The sequence below is a fragment of the Plantactinospora sp. CNZ320 genome, assembly GCF_002846275.1.
In genome coordinates this window covers 5,134,449-5,148,543 of sequence record NZ_PJMP01000001.1, presented here as the reverse complement: position 1 = coordinate 5,148,543, position 14,095 = coordinate 5,134,449, and the positions used below count along the sequence as shown (strand labels likewise).

Genomic DNA, 14,095 nt, shown 5'->3' with positions numbered 1-14,095 from the left:
AATATCGAGCACAGTACCTGTCCGACCAGGCCACGGCTGCCCGGTCCGCCGCTGGATTCTCGACGCCGCCGGCCTCCGCCTGGCGGTCTGCCAGCGGAGCTCAGCGTCGGAAGCAGCGCCAGCCGAACGGGTCCCGGCCCTCCGGGTTCTCCGCGAACGCGTCGTCGCCGTAGCTGTCCCGGCAGGCCCGGTCGATGTCGATGGTCCGGGACGACAGCAGCAGCCGCTCGCACTCCCAACCGCCGTCGCCACGGGTGTCCGCCCAGGTCGCCCCGCCCACGTGCTCGTCGCAGTAGCGGTCCATCATCCGGGCCAGCCCGTCCCGGCCGTCCGGCCCGAGCAGCACGGGCTGCGCGGGCGGTGGCGGCGGTGCCGGGGCAGCCGGCGAGGACGGCGCGGCACTGGTCGCGGACGGTGTCGGTACCGTCGCTGGCTGAAGCGGTGGCCGTGACGGCGTCGACGGTGCGGACGGCGGCGACGCTCCGGCACCGCCGGCCCGGGACGCCGGGGTCGCGGTCGCGGTCGCCGCGGGGGTACCCGTCGGCGGCGCGGCGTCCGGGGACGGCCCGGCCGTCGGCGACTGCGGTGCCGGCGGGCTGGCCACCGCCACCGGTACGCCGGCCTCCGGCTCGGCCCCGCCACCCCAGAGCGTCGCCCGGAGCGTCTCGGCCCCGAACGGTACGGCGAGGAGCAGCAGCCCGACTCCGAGCCCCACAGTGGAGGTCAGCCGGAGCCGGCGTCCCGACCGGCGGTCGACCGGCCCGACTTTCCGGTGCCGTCCACTCGACTCCGTCACCCTCCGGTGTGGTGCGCTTTCCGCCACGCGGCGCCCGCCTCCTCGCGGTCCGAGGGCCGTCGTCGGCCCACCCGTCGCCTCATTGGAGACCGCCGCGCGGCGGTCCAACATGGACAGGTACGAACGAACGCCGTATGTGGTTCACCGCAGTCCGTGACTGTGGCGGCCCGGCGGATCATCGGGCGCCGCTCCACAGGGTTTGAACAGGTTCCACCGGTTAGCGTCGGATTCATGATCGATGATACGGCTCCGATGGCCGCCGAACCCACCCCGCTGAGCGGGATCGCCGAGTGGGCGACCGACCTGATGGACACGCTCGGTGCCCCCGGAGCGGGCCTCGCGGTGGCGTTGGAGAACCTCTTCCCACCGCTGCCCAGCGAGATCATCCTGCCGCTCGCCGGCTTCGCCGCCAGCCGGGGCGAGATGAGCCTCTGGTCGGCGATCTTCTGGACCACCCTCGGTTCGGTGGTCGGCGCGCTGGCGCTCTACTACGTCGGCGCGCTGCTCGGCCGGGAACGTACCCGGGCCATCGCCGCCCGGCTGCCGCTGGTCAAGCTCGACGACGTGGACCGTACCGAGGCGTGGTTCCTCCGGCACGGGGTGAAGACGGTCTTCCTCGGTCGGATGATCCCGATCTTCCGCAGCCTGATCTCCATCCCGGCCGGCATCGAACGGATGCGGATGGGCACCTTCCTACTCTGTACCGCCCTCGGCAGCCTGATCTGGAACACCGTCTTCGTCCTCGCCGGCTATCTGCTCGGGGAGAACTGGCACATCGTCGAGGAGTACGCCAGCCTCTTCCAGAAGGTGGTGATCGTGACCGTGGCGCTCGCGGTCGGCTGGTTCGTGCTCTCCCGCCTCTCCCGGCGCAACCGCCCGCGCAGCCGCCACCGCATGTGACGAGGTGTAAGGAAGGGCCCCCTCTACAACAGAAAACGATAAGAAGGGGCCCTTCCTTACACCTCAGCCGCCCAGATAGCGGAGTACGGCGAGCACCCGCCGGCTGTACCCGGTGACGTGAGCCAGGTCGAGCTTGTCGAAGATGGCGTTCACGTGCTTCTCGACGGCGCTCTGCGAGACGTGCAACTGTCCGGCGATGGCGGCGTTGGTGTGCCCCTGCGCCATCAGGTCCAGCACCGCCCGCTCCCGTACGGTCAACCGGGCGAGCGGGTCGGTGTGACTGGTCCGGGCGAGCAGTTGGCGTACCACCTCCGGGTCGAAGGCGGCGCCGCCGTCACCCACCCGGGCGAGCGCGTCGAGGAACTCGCCGACCTGGGCCACCCGGTCCTTGAGCAGGTACCCGACCCCGCCGCTCTGGCTGGTGAGCAGCTCCACGGCGTAACGCTTCTCGACGTACTGGGAGAGCACCAGGACCCCGACGGCGGGCCAGCGGCGGCGGATCTCCAACGCGGCGCGCAGCCCCTCGTCGGTGTGCGTCGGCGGCATCCGTACGTCGACCACCACCGCCTCCGGTGGATCGGCCTCGACGGCCGCGAGCAGGGCGGTCGCGTCCCCCACGGCGGCGGTGACCCGATGCCCCTCCTCGGCGAGCAGCCGGACCAGCCCCTCCCGGAGCAGGGTCGAGTCCTCGGCCAACATCACCCGCATGGCAGCTCCGCGACCACTATCACTCGCATGGCAGCTCCGCGATGACTGTGGTGGGGCCGCCGGCCGGGCTCGTCACCCGGAGCCGGCCGTCCAGGGCGGTGACCCGGCGGGCCAGCCCGGAGAGGCCACCGCCGGCCGGGTCGGCCCCGCCGACGCCGTCGTCGACGACCGTCACGACCAGCCGGCCGTCCCGGATCGCGACCTCGACGTCGACCCGGCTGGCCCGGGCGTGCTTGGCGGCGTTCGTCACCGCCTCCGAGACCACGAAGTACGCGGCCGTCTCGACCGCCCGCGCCGGTCGGCTGGTCAGCCGGTGGTCGATCCGGACCGGCAGCCCGGCGTGCTCGGCGACCCGGGCCAGCGCGTCGGCCAGCCCGAGGTTGTCCAGCGCCGTCGGGTAGACCCGCCAGGCCACCTCGCGGAGGTCGTCGAGGACCCGGCCGGACTCCTCGTGCGCCTGCCGCAGCAGCTCTGCCGTCCGGGCCGGGTCGGTGGCCCGGCGGGCCCGGCCGACCAGCATGCCGAGCGCGACCAGCCGCTGCTGTACGCCGTCGTGCAGGTCCCGCTCGATCCGGCGACGTTCCGCGTCGACCGCGGCCACCACTCCGGCCCGGCTACTGGCCAGCTCGGTGATCCGGCGTTCCAGCAGCTCCCGGTCGCTCGGTCCGAGAAACCGCCGGGCCAGCCGGCGGTCCAGCGCCGCGACACCGAGCACCCCCTGCACGGCGAGGAAGAGCAGCACCAGGGCGAAGACGCCGAAGTACGCCACGATCAGCGGGGTGGCCTCGATCCCGTCGACCGGGCGGCCGATCACCCAGCCGACCAGCACGCCACAGACCACGACCGTGCCGTACAGCATCATCCCCAGCACGATCCCGCCGAGTACCCCGACCGGCAGCCGGGCGACGAGGTAGCCGGCCGCACGGGAGTCGGTGATCACGCCTGCGGGGCTGTCGCCGAAGTACCGCTCGACCCGTCGACGGTCGTACTCGGCGAGCCTTCGGGCCAGCCCTCCCAGCCACCGTCGAGATCGTGGAAAGCGGCCCGGTACGGCGTGGCCGAGCAGCGTGCCGGCCAGGTGACCCAGGCTGACCGTCGCGGTGACGGCACCGAGCAGCACCCCGGTGGCGAGCCGCACGCCCGCACGCGGCGGCCACCAGGACGGGCGGCTGGCGGAGTCGGCCCCCGGCGCCGCCCGGCCGTTGCGGTAGTGCAAACCAGGCTCGACGGCGGTCTCGTCCGGCCCGCCCGGCACCGCGTCCGTCGTCCCGATCCCCTGCTCCGGCACGTCCCGAAGGCTACCGTTGTGGTTTTCCACACCCTGCCGGCGACGGAACTCCACAGCACCTACCCGATCCGATCCGGGAGGTCGCCCGGCCGGCCGGTCCGCCTGCTGTCCGGGTGGTGGCGGATGGTCCAGGTAACGGCCGATGGTCCGCCTGCTGTCCCGGTGGTGGCGGATGGTCCGGGTGGTGGCGGGCGGTCAGGCGCCTGGCTTGACCGAGCGGAGCAGCACGGTGGCCACGTCGACCACCTCGACCTGGTCGCCGGCCTCCTTGCCGTTGACGCCGTCGCTGAGCATCGTCGAGCAGAACGGGCAGCCGACCGCGATCGTCTGCGCGCCGGTCGACATCGCCTCCTCGACCCGGTCGACGTTGATCCGCTTGCCGATCCGCTCCTCCATCCACATCCGGGCACCACCGGCACCACAGCAGAAGGAGCGCTCCTGGTTGCGGGGCATCTCGGTGATCCCGTCGGCCGCCGCCGCACCGAGCACCTCGCGGGGCGGGGTGAAGACCCGGTTGTGCCGGCCCAGGTAGCACGGGTCGTGGTAGGTCAGCCCGCCGTCGACCGGTTGTACCGGGGTGAGCCGTCCCTCGGCGACCAGGTGGGCCAGCAGTTGGGTGTGGTGTACCACCTCGAACTGGCCGCCGAGTTCGCCGTACTCGTTGCCGAGGGTGTTGAAGCAGTGCGGACAGGTGGCGACGATCTTGCGCTTCGCCGGCTCGCGGTCGCCGAACGCCTCGTTGAGGGTCTCGACGTTCTGCTGGGCGAGCATCTGGAAGACGAACTCGTTGCCGATCCGTCGGGCCGGGTCACCGGAGCAGGTCTCGCCCTCGCCGAGGATGGCGAAGTTCACCCCGGCCTGGTTCAGCAGGGTGGCCACCGCCCGGGTGGTCTTCTTGGCCCGGTCCTCGAACGCACCGGCGCAGCCGACCCAGAAGAGGTACTCGAAGTCGTCGACCTCGCCGACCCGGGGCACCTCGAAGTCGAGGCCCTTGGTCCAGTCCTCCCGGGTGTTCGGCGGGGCGCCCCACGGGTTGCCCTTGTTCTCCAGGTTGCGCAGCATCACGCCGGCCTCGGAGGGGAAGCTCGACTCGATCAGCACCTGGTAGCGGCGCATGTCCACGATGTGGTCGACGTGCTCGATGTCGACCGGGCACTGCTCCACGCAGGCACCGCAGGTGGTGCAGGACCAGAGCACGTCGGGATCGATCACCCCGAGTTCCTCGGCGCCACCGACCAGCGGCCGGTTCGCCTCGGCCAGCGCCAGCACGTCCACGTGCGCCAACTGGGCCTCGGTCGCCTTCTCCTCGCCGGTCAGGTCCTTGCCGCCACCGGCCAGCAGGTACGGCGCCTTGGCGTACGCGTGGTCGCGCAGCGACAGCACCAGCAGCTTCGGCGAGAGCGGCTTGCCGGTGTTCCAGGCCGGGCACTGCGACTGGCACCGCCCGCACTCTGTACAGGTGGTGAAGTCCAGCAGCCCCTTCCAGCTGAACTGCTCGACCTGGGCCACCCCGAACTGGTCCTTTTCGGGGTCGGCCTCCTCGAAGTCGAGCGGCTTGCCGTTGCTGGTCATCGGGCGCAGTGCGCCGAGGCCGGAGCCGGTCCGGTCGGGGTCGCGCTTGAAGAAGATGTTCGGGAAGGCGGCGAACCGGTGCCAGGCGACGCCCATGGTGACGTTCAGCGAGATCACGATGACCCAGGTCATCGAGATCGCGATCTTCACCAGGGCGGTGACGCTGGTGCCCGCATCCCAGGCCGGCAGCAGCCCTCCGACGGCGTGGCTGACCGGGGTGGCCCAGGCCGGGAACTCGAAGTGGTCGGTGGCGACCTTGAAGCCCCGGATCAGGAACCCGCAGACCAGTACGGCCAACACCACGGCCTCGACGAAGTAGCCCTGCCACATGGTCGAGCCGGTGAACCTGGAGCGGCGGGCCGGGTTGCTCGGCCGGTTGCGCAGCCGGATGCCGATCAGCACCAGGATCCCGACCACCCCGAGGATCCCGATCAGCTCGGTGACCAGCCCGTAGCCCACCCAGTGCCCGATCAGCGGCAGTCCGCCGGTCGGGCTGACCACCTCGAAGTACGCCTCGAGCACCAGCAGCGACAGCACGACGAAGGCGACCATCACGAACCAGTGCGCGGCGCCCACCACGCTCCAGCGCAGCATCCGGGTGTGGCCGAGCGTCTCGACCAACATGTTCCGGGCCCGGAGGCCCCGGTCGGTGAACCGCGTCGGGTCGGGTTGGCCGAGCCGGATCACCGCGGTCATCCGCAGCACCGCGCGGGTCGCCAGCCACACCGCGACCGCGGTGATGGCGGCGGCGAGGATCGTGGTGACGATCTGGACGCTGCCCATGCCTGTTGGCCTCTCCGTCCTGCTGTCTGACGTCGTCCACCGCCGGCCGTCGAGCGGCGGTGCCGATGCACGAAGCCTACGCGGCGAGGTTACTGGTTGGTAACGTGACTATCCTCGCAGCGACGGGCAGCGGGGCCGAGATGGGACGGCGAGCGAGGCGTTCGGTAGCGAGCAGCCCCGGCAGGGCGCCGGGGCTGGATGTCGAGCCGGAGTCAGCGCCAGCGGGAGAGCAGGCCCAGCGAACCGACCATCGCACCGAAGCCGATGGCGAGGTTCCAGTACCGCCAGGTGGCGACGGGGTACTCCATGTCGGACAGGTAGAAGACCACCAGCCAGCCGATGCCGAAGACGATCAACCCGACCGCCGTGGCCGGCAACCACACCGGGCTAGGCTTACGAGTCGCCGCGGTGGACGTGGGACGAACGTCCGTCGGCGGGGTGTACACCTTCTTCTTACGTACCTGAGACTTGGGCACGGCGCTCTCCTGAGGGGGTGGTGATCCTCGTCCGGCCTGACAACCGGACGCAAGGGCGACGGTCCATGGCCAATAATGTTCGACAGCTAGCGTAGTCGCGAGAACCCGTTCAGGCCACGGACCCGGGCATCTGGGTACGGACGGTTGAACGCCCGGATCGCCTCGGTAATTCCCGCGATCAGGACATAATTACCAGACCGGCATGATCGTGAGGGGGAAGGCCCGATGGAGTACACCTCCGGTGTCGCCTCCTGGCGGAAGGTGCTCCGCCGCGCCGCAGTGGGGCTGCTACCCCGGCGGTCGGCCGAGCGCCGCCCCGGATGGTCGGTGGGGGTACCCCTGATCGCGCTCGCCGCCGGGCTGCTCTTCACCACCACGGCCACCACCGCCGGCGGCACCTCGCTGCGGGAGGACCGCCGCCCGGAACTCGCCCAGCTCATCGAGAGCCGCCGTAGTCAGGTCGCCGCAGGCCAGGAGCGGGCCGCCGCACTCCGCGACGAGGTGGAGAACCAGGCGGAGGCGCTCGGCGGCTCCGACGGCCGGGTGGCGGCGCAGCGGGACCGGGCCGCCGTCAGCCGACAGGCGGCCGGATTCACCGCGCTGACCGGCCCCGGCGTCACTGTCGAACTCGACGACGCGCCGCAGCACGGCGAGGGCAAGCTGCCGGCCGACGTCAGCAACGACGATCTCGTGGTCCACCAGGGCGACGTACAGGCAGTGGTCAACGCGCTCTGGGCCGGAGGTGCCGAGGCCATGACCATCATGGGCGTCCGTGTCCTCTCCACAAGCGCGGTACGCTGCGTAGGGAACACCCTGCTCCTGCACGGGCAGGTGTACTCACCACCATTCAAGATCACCGCCATCGGCAATCCCGCCGCACTACAGCGAGCACTCGCCGCGTCCGAGGGGGTCCGGTTGTTCAGGGACGCCGTCACCCACTACCACCTCGGATACCGCGAGGCAGTGCAGCCCAGCGTGACGGTTCCCGCGTACGACGGCCCCGGCGGGCTCCGGTCGGCCAAGGTTCCGGGGTGACTCCGGTGGCCGGCGACCCGAACTCCGCCCGCAACGGTCGGCACCGCGCCCCGGACGGCGACGACCCGACGATGTTCATCCCCCGGCTGCCGGAAGCTGACGAGGCACCCGCGGCCGACCGGGCACCCCGTCCGTCCCGCCCCGGGCCGCCGGAGCCGGCCGCCCGCCGCCCCCGGATCACTGTCGACCACGTCGTGCCGGCGCCACCGGTCCGCGGACCGCGCACACCCGAGCCGCCCCCGCCGGCCGCCCACGACACCGTCAACCTGCCGGTAGCGAAGAGCCCTGCCTCTCCCGTCAGCCCTCCCGTCGGTCCTCCCGTCAGCCCTCCTGTGGGCGGCCCCGGCCGCTATTCGGCCGCCGATCCGGTGCGGCGCGGCCCAACCGGGGCACCCGACCCCCGTCCCGGACTCGGGACACCAGGCCCCCGTCCGGGACTCGGGGCCCCCGAACCGCATCCAGGTCTCGGGGCATCAGGCCCGCACCCCGGATCCGGAGCACCCGAACCGCACTCGGGACTCGGGGCGCCAGGCCCGCGCCCGGGACTCGGGGCACCCGAACCGCACTCGGGGCTCGGAACACCAGGCCCGCGCCCGGGACTCGGCGCGCCCGAACCGCACTCGGGGCTCGGGGCACCGGGGCCCCGGCCGGCAGAGCATGGCCGGCCCGGTGACCGCCGCAGCCCGGTCGAGGGCCACCACCCGCAGCCGTACGCGCCGGCCAAGCCGGAGTTCCGGCAGCCGTACCCGCCGGTCGAGGCCGAGTTCCGGCAGCCGTACCCGGCCGTCGAGGCCGAATTTCGGCAGCCGTACCCGCCGTCGGGCCGCCGGGAGTCGGCGCCGTCCGGCGGCCGCCGGGGCACGGCGACCGATCCCGAGAGCTGGTCACCGGCTCCGGAGACCACGTCGGAGCGGTGGGAACCGGCGCCGGCCGTCCGGCCGGGCGCCTGGGAGCCGACCCGGGCCACCGCCGAGCCCGGTCGCCGGGAGTCGGCTGACCCCGGCCATCGGGAGTCGTCCCCGGGTGCTGCCGGCCATTGGGAGCCGTCCCCGGGTGCTCCGGGCCTTCGGGAGCCGTCCCCGGGTGACCTCGGCCGGGAGCCGTCCCGGGGTGAGTCCGACGCCCGCCTCCGTAGTGACCCCTCGGCTGGCCGCCGGACCAACGGGGCTGATCGGGTCGACGCACCGACCGCGCTCATCCCGACCGTCCCCGCGGCCGACCCCGAGACCACCGCGCCGATCCCGCCGATGCCGCAGCGGGCCTCCGGAGCCGAGGCCGGCCCGCCGACGACCCCGCATCGCGCCCCCGCCGCCGCCGACGGCGCCACCACCGCGCTGCCACAGGTCCGGCCCGCCGCCGCACCCCGGCGGGACGACATCGAGTCCACCGCGCTGATCGGCGCGATCCCACCCCGACCGGCGACCGACGACAAGGACGACCCCGCCGACACGGACGGCGATGCGGACGCCGAGCAGCGGCCTCGGCGGGGCGAGCGGGTGGTCCAACTCCGCCCGGAGCAGACCGGCGAGGGCTACAAGAGCGTGTACTCCGAACTGACCCGACCCTCGCTCGGTTCCCGGATCCGGACCGGCGTACGGGCCACCGGCGAGATACTGATCACCTTTGGCCTGGTCGTCCTGCTCTTCGCGGCGTACGAGGTCTGGGGCAAGTCGACGATCGTCAACGCACACCAGGACGATCTGGGCCAGCAGTTGGCACAGCAGTGGGAGGAACCCGACCCGACGGTCGGGCCGACCCCCACCGCCACTCCGAAGCCGACCAAGCCGGTGCAGGGCAAGCCGATCGCCGGGCTCTACATCCCGAAGCTGGACAAGCAGTGGGTCGTGGTCGAGGGCGTCAGCCAGAAGGACATCCGGTACGCCCCCGGCCACTACCCGAGCAGCGCCCTGCCCGGACAGGTCGGCAACTTCTCGGTCGCCGGTCACCGGAACCGGGCCACCTTCTGGCGACTCGACGAACTCCACGACGGCGACGTGATCGTCGTGGAGTCCAAGGAAGCCTGGTTCGTCTACCACGTCTCGCAGACCCGGATCGTCCGGCCGTCCCAGGTCGAGGTGGTCGCCCCGGTCCCCGGCAAGCCGAAGGCGAAGCCGACGAAGGCGATGCTGACCCTGACCACGTGCAATCCGAAGTTCGACAACTACCAACGGTTGATCGTGCACGCCGAGCTGGTCCGTTCCGAGCCGAAGACGGTCGGCTCGGCCCGCCCGCCCGAGTTGGACGGCTGACCCGCCATGTACGCGTGGATCTGGCGCAAGCTGCCGTACGGGATTCCGGGCAAGCTGATCGGCTCGCTGCTGATCGTGGCGAGTCTGCTCGCCCTGCTCTGGTACGTCGTCTTCCCGTGGGCCGAGCCGCTGCTGCCGTTCGACGACGTACAGGTGACCCAGGACAACGGAGTTCCCGGAGCGCCGGCCGGTGAGCCGGGAGTCGACGGCGAGAACCCGGGTGTCGGTGACGAGCCGCCCGGCGACGAGCACGATCTGCCGTACGACACCACCCGGAACAACACTCCGCCCCCGAGCCCGACCAGGTAGGCCCGATGCGTGTCCTCGTGATCGACAACTACGACTCGTTCGTCTTCAACCTCGTGCAGTACCTCGGCCAGCTCGGCGCCGACTGCGAGGTACGCCGCAACGACGAGATCGACCTCGCCGAGGTGGGCCGGCTGGACGTGGCCGGAGTGCTGCTCTCGCCCGGCCCCGGTACTCCGGACCGGGCCGGCGTCTGCCTCGACGTGATCCGCGAGTACGCCGGCCGGCTGCCGATCCTCGGCGTCTGCCTCGGCCACCAGGCCATCGGCGCCGCCTTCGGTGGAACGGTCGAACGGGCACCCGAACTTTTGCACGGCAAGACGTCCGAGGTCCTGCACCGGGGCGTGGGCGTACTGGCCGGGCTGCCGGATCCGTTCACCGCGACCCGCTACCACTCGCTCGCCGTACTTCCGGAGACCCTGCCGGCGGAGATCGAGGTCACCGGCTGGACCGAGTCGGGCGTGGTGATGGCGATGCGGCACCGCGAGCTGCCGGTCGAGGGGGTGCAGTTCCACCCCGAGTCGGTGTTGACCGAGGGCGGCCATCTGATGCTCGCCAACTGGCTCGCCGGCTGCGGCCTGCCGGCGGCACTGGACCGGGCTCCCGCGCTGGCCGCCGAGGTCGACGCCCGGCGCCGGTCCGCCTTCGTCACGGTCTGAGCCGGTGTGACGCGCTGCGTCCGCGTCACGGCCGCAAGCCGTCGACGTGGTCGCCGACCACCCCGGGGTGATTCCGCCGGGGTGGCCCGAGCACGTCGAGGTCAGCCCCGGCGCGCCGCGATCACCGTTCGGGTCGGGTGACCGGCGGGTTCACCGGCGGGAACAGTCCGCCGCCACCCCCGCCGCCGTCGCCCGGACCGGTTGGCGAGCCGGTGGGGGTCGGGGGATCCGGGTCGTCCTCCTCGGCCACGCTGACGGTGATCGTCACGGTGGTGCCGGTCGCCCGCTTCTCCCCGGCGCTCGGGTTCTGCTTGGTCACCTCACCGGCCTCGGCCGGCGGGACCGGCTCACCGTCGACGACCTTTACCCGGAAGCCGGCCCTGTCCAGCTGTTCCCGCGCCTCGTCCTCCTGCAGGCCGAGGACCCTCGGCACCTCGACGACGTTGCCCCGGGAGACGGAAACCGTCACCTTGGAGCCCTTGGGGACCTTCCTGCCCTCGGCCGGGTCGACGGCGGTGACGGTGCCCTTGTTCTGGCCACTGTTCACGTCCGTGCGCACGACCACCAGACCCTGCTCCTTGAGCCGGATCTCGGCGGACTCGAACGTGCCGCCGATCAGCCCGGCCGGAACCGCCACGGTGCCGGGGCCGGCACAGATCCGGATCTCCACCTCGGTACCCGCGTCGACCTTGGTGGTCGGCGCCTGACTCTGCGAGGTGACCTGCCCCACCTTGCAGTCCTCGCTGGTGTCCGGGTCACCGACCTTGGCGGTCAACTCCGCCTGTTCGAGGGCGTTCCGGGCCGCCGCCTCGGTGCTGCCGACCACGTTCGGCACTTCGACGCTTGCCGTGGCGCCCGGGTCGTTCTCGTTGTTGAGCATCAGCGCGGCGACCAGGGCGATCACCGCGAGCACCCCGAGGCCGCTCAGTGTGGCGATCACCCAGGCGGACGCCCTGCGGCGCCGCGCGTCACCGACCCGGGCCGGCGGCATCGGCCGGCCTCCACCGACCTGGATCTGGCGAGTGGTCGCCGCGTGCGACATCGCCATCGTCTCGTCCTCGCGCAGCACCGGAGTGGCCATCACCGGCCGGCCGGCGGCGGCGCGGAGCAGGTCGGCGCGCATCTCGGCCGCGCTCTGGTAGCGGTTGAGCGGGTTCTTCGACAGCGCCTTGAGCACGATCGCGTCGATCGGCGGGGTGACGTCCGGGTTGAGGTCGCTCGGTGACGGCGGATCTTCCCGTACGTGCTGGTAGGCGACGCTGACCGGGCTGTCACCGACGAACGGCGGATGGCCGCAGAGCAGTTCGAAGAGCACACATCCGGCGGCGTAGACGTCCGACCGGGCGTCCACCGCCTCGCCCCGGGCCTGCTCGGGCGAGAGGTACTGGGCCGTACCGATCACCGCGCTGGTCTGCGTCATCGTGGTGGCGCCGCTGGCCAGTGCCCGGGCGATGCCGAAGTCCATCACCTTGACCTGGCCGGTCTGGGTCATCATCACGTTGCCGGGCTTGATGTCCCGGTGGATGATGCCGTGCCGGTGACTGAACTCCAGCGCGGCGCAGACGTCGGCGGTGATCTCCAGGGCCCGCCGGGGCATCAACCGCCCCTCGGCGGCGAGCACCTCCTTGAGCGTCCGGCCGTTGACGAACTCCATGACGATGAACGGCAGGGTCTCACCGGTGGGGGCAATCTCCTCACCGGTGTCGTAGACGGCGACGATCGCGGGGTGGTTGAGCGACGCGGCGTTCTGCGCCTCCCGCCGGAAACGCATCTGGAAGGTGTCGTCGCGGGCCAGATCGGTACGAAGCATCTTGATCGCGACATCGCGGCCGAGCCGGAGGTCGCGCCCGCGGTGCACCTCGGCCATGCCGCCGTAACCGAGCAGCTCGCCGACCTGGTACCTGCCACCCAGCAGGCGGGCCTGCGCCGTCATCTCGTCTGTCGTCCTTCGCTCATCTGGTCACCCCGCCGGGGTATCCGTTCCGTTCCACCTGACGGTACGACGCACCGGTTGGTGCGTCGCGTCCGGCTTCCGGCCGGAATTCCGATATCGCCGCCTGGGGCGCTGACATGCCGCTTGTGTTCTGGTTCTCTTTCCAGTTGAAGGCAATCACGCCCGAGCAGATCAGTACCAGCAGGCCCAGCACAACGAAGAGCGCGATCAGCAACGAGCGGTTCCCGGGCGACGGCGGTGGTACGGCCGGACGCCCCGGGTACGAGTATGCGGCCTCCGGCCGGGGCCGGACCGGCTGCGGCACCGGGGCCGCGCCCCGGTTGTAGCCGGCGGGCCCGACCGGCGCCGTACCGGCCGGCGGGCGGGCCAGCGGCGCGGCGGCCGGCGAGTGCGGCGCGTGCGGTGCCACCCGCGCGGCACCCGGTGGCACCCGGGGCGCGGGCGGGACCGAGGTCGGCCGGGGTGGCATCACGGGCGCGGGCGGCGGCGGCGCGGAGCGCTGCGGCGGCACCGGCAGCGCCGTGACCGGCCGGCCGGGCTGGTTCGCCATCCCGATCGTGGCGGCGGCCTGCCGGGACACCGCGGCCAACTCGGCGGCGCTCTGCCAGCGGGCCTTCGGGTCCTTCGCCATCGACCGCTCGACGATCGCCCGGATCGCCGGCGGGATGTCGCCGGGAAGCTGCCGGGGAGTCTCCCGTACGTGCTTCATGGCGATCTCGATCGCGCTGTTGCCCTCGAACGGCCGCCGGCCGGCAAGACACTGGTACGCGACCACGCCGAGCGCGTACACATCCGAGCAGGCGGTGGCGACCTCGCCGGCCGCCTGCTCCGGCGAGATGTACGACGCCGTACCGAGCACCGAACCGGCGGCGGTGAGCTGGCCGACCAGGGCCGAGCGGGCGATGCCGAAGTCGGTCAGCACCAGCGTGCCGTTCGGCCGGACCAGCAGGTTGCCCGGCTTCACGTCCCGGTGCACGATGCCCTTGTCGTGTGCGGCCTGCAACGCGTCGGCAGCCTGCGCGACAAGTGCCATGGTGCGGGCCGGGGTGAGCCGGCCGACCCGGCTCAGCGTCCGGGAGAGCGCGTCGCCCTCGACGTACTCCATCACCAGGAAGGCGATCTGCTGGTCGCTGCCGTAGTCGTAGACGTCCACCACGCCCGGGTGGTTGATGGTGGCCATGGTCCGGGCCTCGCCCCGGAACCGCTCGGCGAAGCCCGGTTCGTCCAGCAACGCCGGCAGCAGGATCTTGACCGCCACCGTACGGCCGAGCACCTCGTCGGTGCCCCGCCACACGTCGCCCATGCCGCCACCGGCGATCCGCTCGTCGAGGCGGTACCGGTTACCGAGCAGCACTCCGGGCTTCAGCAT

General features: G+C 72.1%; 11 protein-coding genes and 1 pseudogene. 5 read left to right on the top strand and 7 right to left on the bottom strand.

Annotated features, from left to right (window positions below; all coding sequences use genetic code 11):
• Positions 1-100: 100 nt before the first annotated feature.
• Positions 101-796, bottom strand: a complete 696-nt coding sequence (locus tag CLT71_RS22880; protein ID WP_143743546.1) for a hypothetical protein — start codon at positions 794-796, stop codon at positions 101-103.
• A 231-nt stretch (positions 797-1,027) separates the two neighbouring features.
• Between CLT71_RS22880 and CLT71_RS22875 the strand changes: the two genes are divergently transcribed.
• Positions 1,028-1,696, top strand: a complete 669-nt coding sequence (locus tag CLT71_RS22875; RefSeq protein WP_101368907.1) for a DedA family protein — start codon at positions 1,028-1,030, stop codon at positions 1,694-1,696.
• Between the two features lie 63 nt (positions 1,697-1,759).
• On the opposite strand, the gene CLT71_RS22870 is transcribed toward CLT71_RS22875, so the two are convergent.
• From CLT71_RS22870 to CLT71_RS22855, 4 genes are all read right to left on the bottom strand, one after another.
• A complete protein-coding gene (locus CLT71_RS22870) occupies positions 1,760-2,404 on the bottom strand; it encodes a response regulator transcription factor (RefSeq protein WP_101368906.1) in 645 nt (214 codons plus the stop codon).
• 19 nt (positions 2,405-2,423) lie between these two features.
• A complete protein-coding gene (locus tag CLT71_RS22865) occupies positions 2,424-3,692 on the bottom strand; it encodes a sensor histidine kinase (RefSeq protein WP_486483397.1) in 1,269 nt (422 codons plus the stop codon).
• A gap of 195 nt (positions 3,693-3,887) precedes the next feature.
• Positions 3,888-6,047 (bottom strand): (Fe-S)-binding protein, encoded by a 2,160-nt coding sequence (locus CLT71_RS22860; RefSeq protein ID WP_101368905.1) that lies wholly within the window; start codon positions 6,045-6,047, stop codon positions 3,888-3,890.
• Between the two features lie 212 nt (positions 6,048-6,259).
• On the bottom strand, positions 6,260-6,523 hold the full coding sequence (locus CLT71_RS22855; RefSeq protein WP_101368904.1) for a cell division protein CrgA: 264 nt from the start codon (positions 6,521-6,523) through the stop codon (positions 6,260-6,262).
• Between the two features lie 225 nt (positions 6,524-6,748).
• Here CLT71_RS22855 and CLT71_RS22850 point away from each other — a divergent pair, with 225 nt between their 5' ends.
• From CLT71_RS22850 to CLT71_RS22835, 4 genes are all read left to right on the top strand, one after another.
• A complete protein-coding gene (locus tag CLT71_RS22850) occupies positions 6,749-7,558 on the top strand; it encodes a DUF881 domain-containing protein (protein WP_101368903.1) in 810 nt (269 codons plus the stop codon).
• Between the two features lie 1,247 nt (positions 7,559-8,805).
• Complete coding sequence (locus CLT71_RS22845; protein WP_101371705.1) at positions 8,806-9,807, top strand: class E sortase; 1,002 nt, start codon at positions 8,806-8,808, stop codon at positions 9,805-9,807.
• A 6-nt stretch (positions 9,808-9,813) separates the two neighbouring features.
• Positions 9,814-10,116, top strand: a complete 303-nt coding sequence (locus CLT71_RS22840; protein ID WP_101368902.1) for a hypothetical protein — start codon at positions 9,814-9,816, stop codon at positions 10,114-10,116.
• 5 nt (positions 10,117-10,121) lie between these two features.
• Positions 10,122-10,772, top strand: a complete 651-nt coding sequence (locus tag CLT71_RS22835) for an aminodeoxychorismate/anthranilate synthase component II (protein ID WP_101368901.1) — start codon at positions 10,122-10,124, stop codon at positions 10,770-10,772.
• A 121-nt stretch (positions 10,773-10,893) separates the two neighbouring features.
• On the opposite strand, the gene pknB is transcribed toward CLT71_RS22835, so the two are convergent.
• Together pknB and CLT71_RS22825 are read right to left on the bottom strand one after the other, a co-directional pair.
• On the bottom strand, positions 10,894-12,705 hold the full coding sequence (gene pknB / locus CLT71_RS22830) for a Stk1 family PASTA domain-containing Ser/Thr kinase (RefSeq protein ID WP_101368900.1): 1,812 nt from the start codon (positions 12,703-12,705) through the stop codon (positions 10,894-10,896).
• Positions 12,702-14,095 (bottom strand): annotated as a pseudogene (locus tag CLT71_RS22825) (serine/threonine-protein kinase). Before CLT71_RS22825 ends, pknB begins: the two are co-directional and overlap by 4 nt.

What these genes read in the sequence shown, in the direction of transcription:
- CLT71_RS22860 (WP_101368905.1), bottom strand. Translation starts at nt 6,047, where the DNA reads ATGGGCAGCGTCCAGATCGTCACCACGATCCTCGCCGCCGCCATCACC.
- CLT71_RS22875 (WP_101368907.1), top strand. Translation starts at nt 1,028, where the DNA reads ATGATCGATGATACGGCTCCGATGGCCGCCGAACCCACCCCGCTGAGC.
- CLT71_RS22835 (WP_101368901.1), top strand. Translation starts at nt 10,122, where the DNA reads ATGCGTGTCCTCGTGATCGACAACTACGACTCGTTCGTCTTCAACCTC.
- CLT71_RS22840 (WP_101368902.1), top strand. Translation starts at nt 9,814, where the DNA reads ATGTACGCGTGGATCTGGCGCAAGCTGCCGTACGGGATTCCGGGCAAG.
- CLT71_RS22870 (WP_101368906.1), bottom strand. Translation starts at nt 2,404, where the DNA reads ATGCGGGTGATGTTGGCCGAGGACTCGACCCTGCTCCGGGAGGGGCTG.
- CLT71_RS22850 (WP_101368903.1), top strand. Translation starts at nt 6,749, where the DNA reads ATGGAGTACACCTCCGGTGTCGCCTCCTGGCGGAAGGTGCTCCGCCGC.
- CLT71_RS22845 (WP_101371705.1), top strand. Translation starts at nt 8,806, where the DNA reads ATGCCGCAGCGGGCCTCCGGAGCCGAGGCCGGCCCGCCGACGACCCCG.
- pknB (WP_101368900.1), bottom strand. Translation starts at nt 12,705, where the DNA reads ATGACGGCGCAGGCCCGCCTGCTGGGTGGCAGGTACCAGGTCGGCGAG.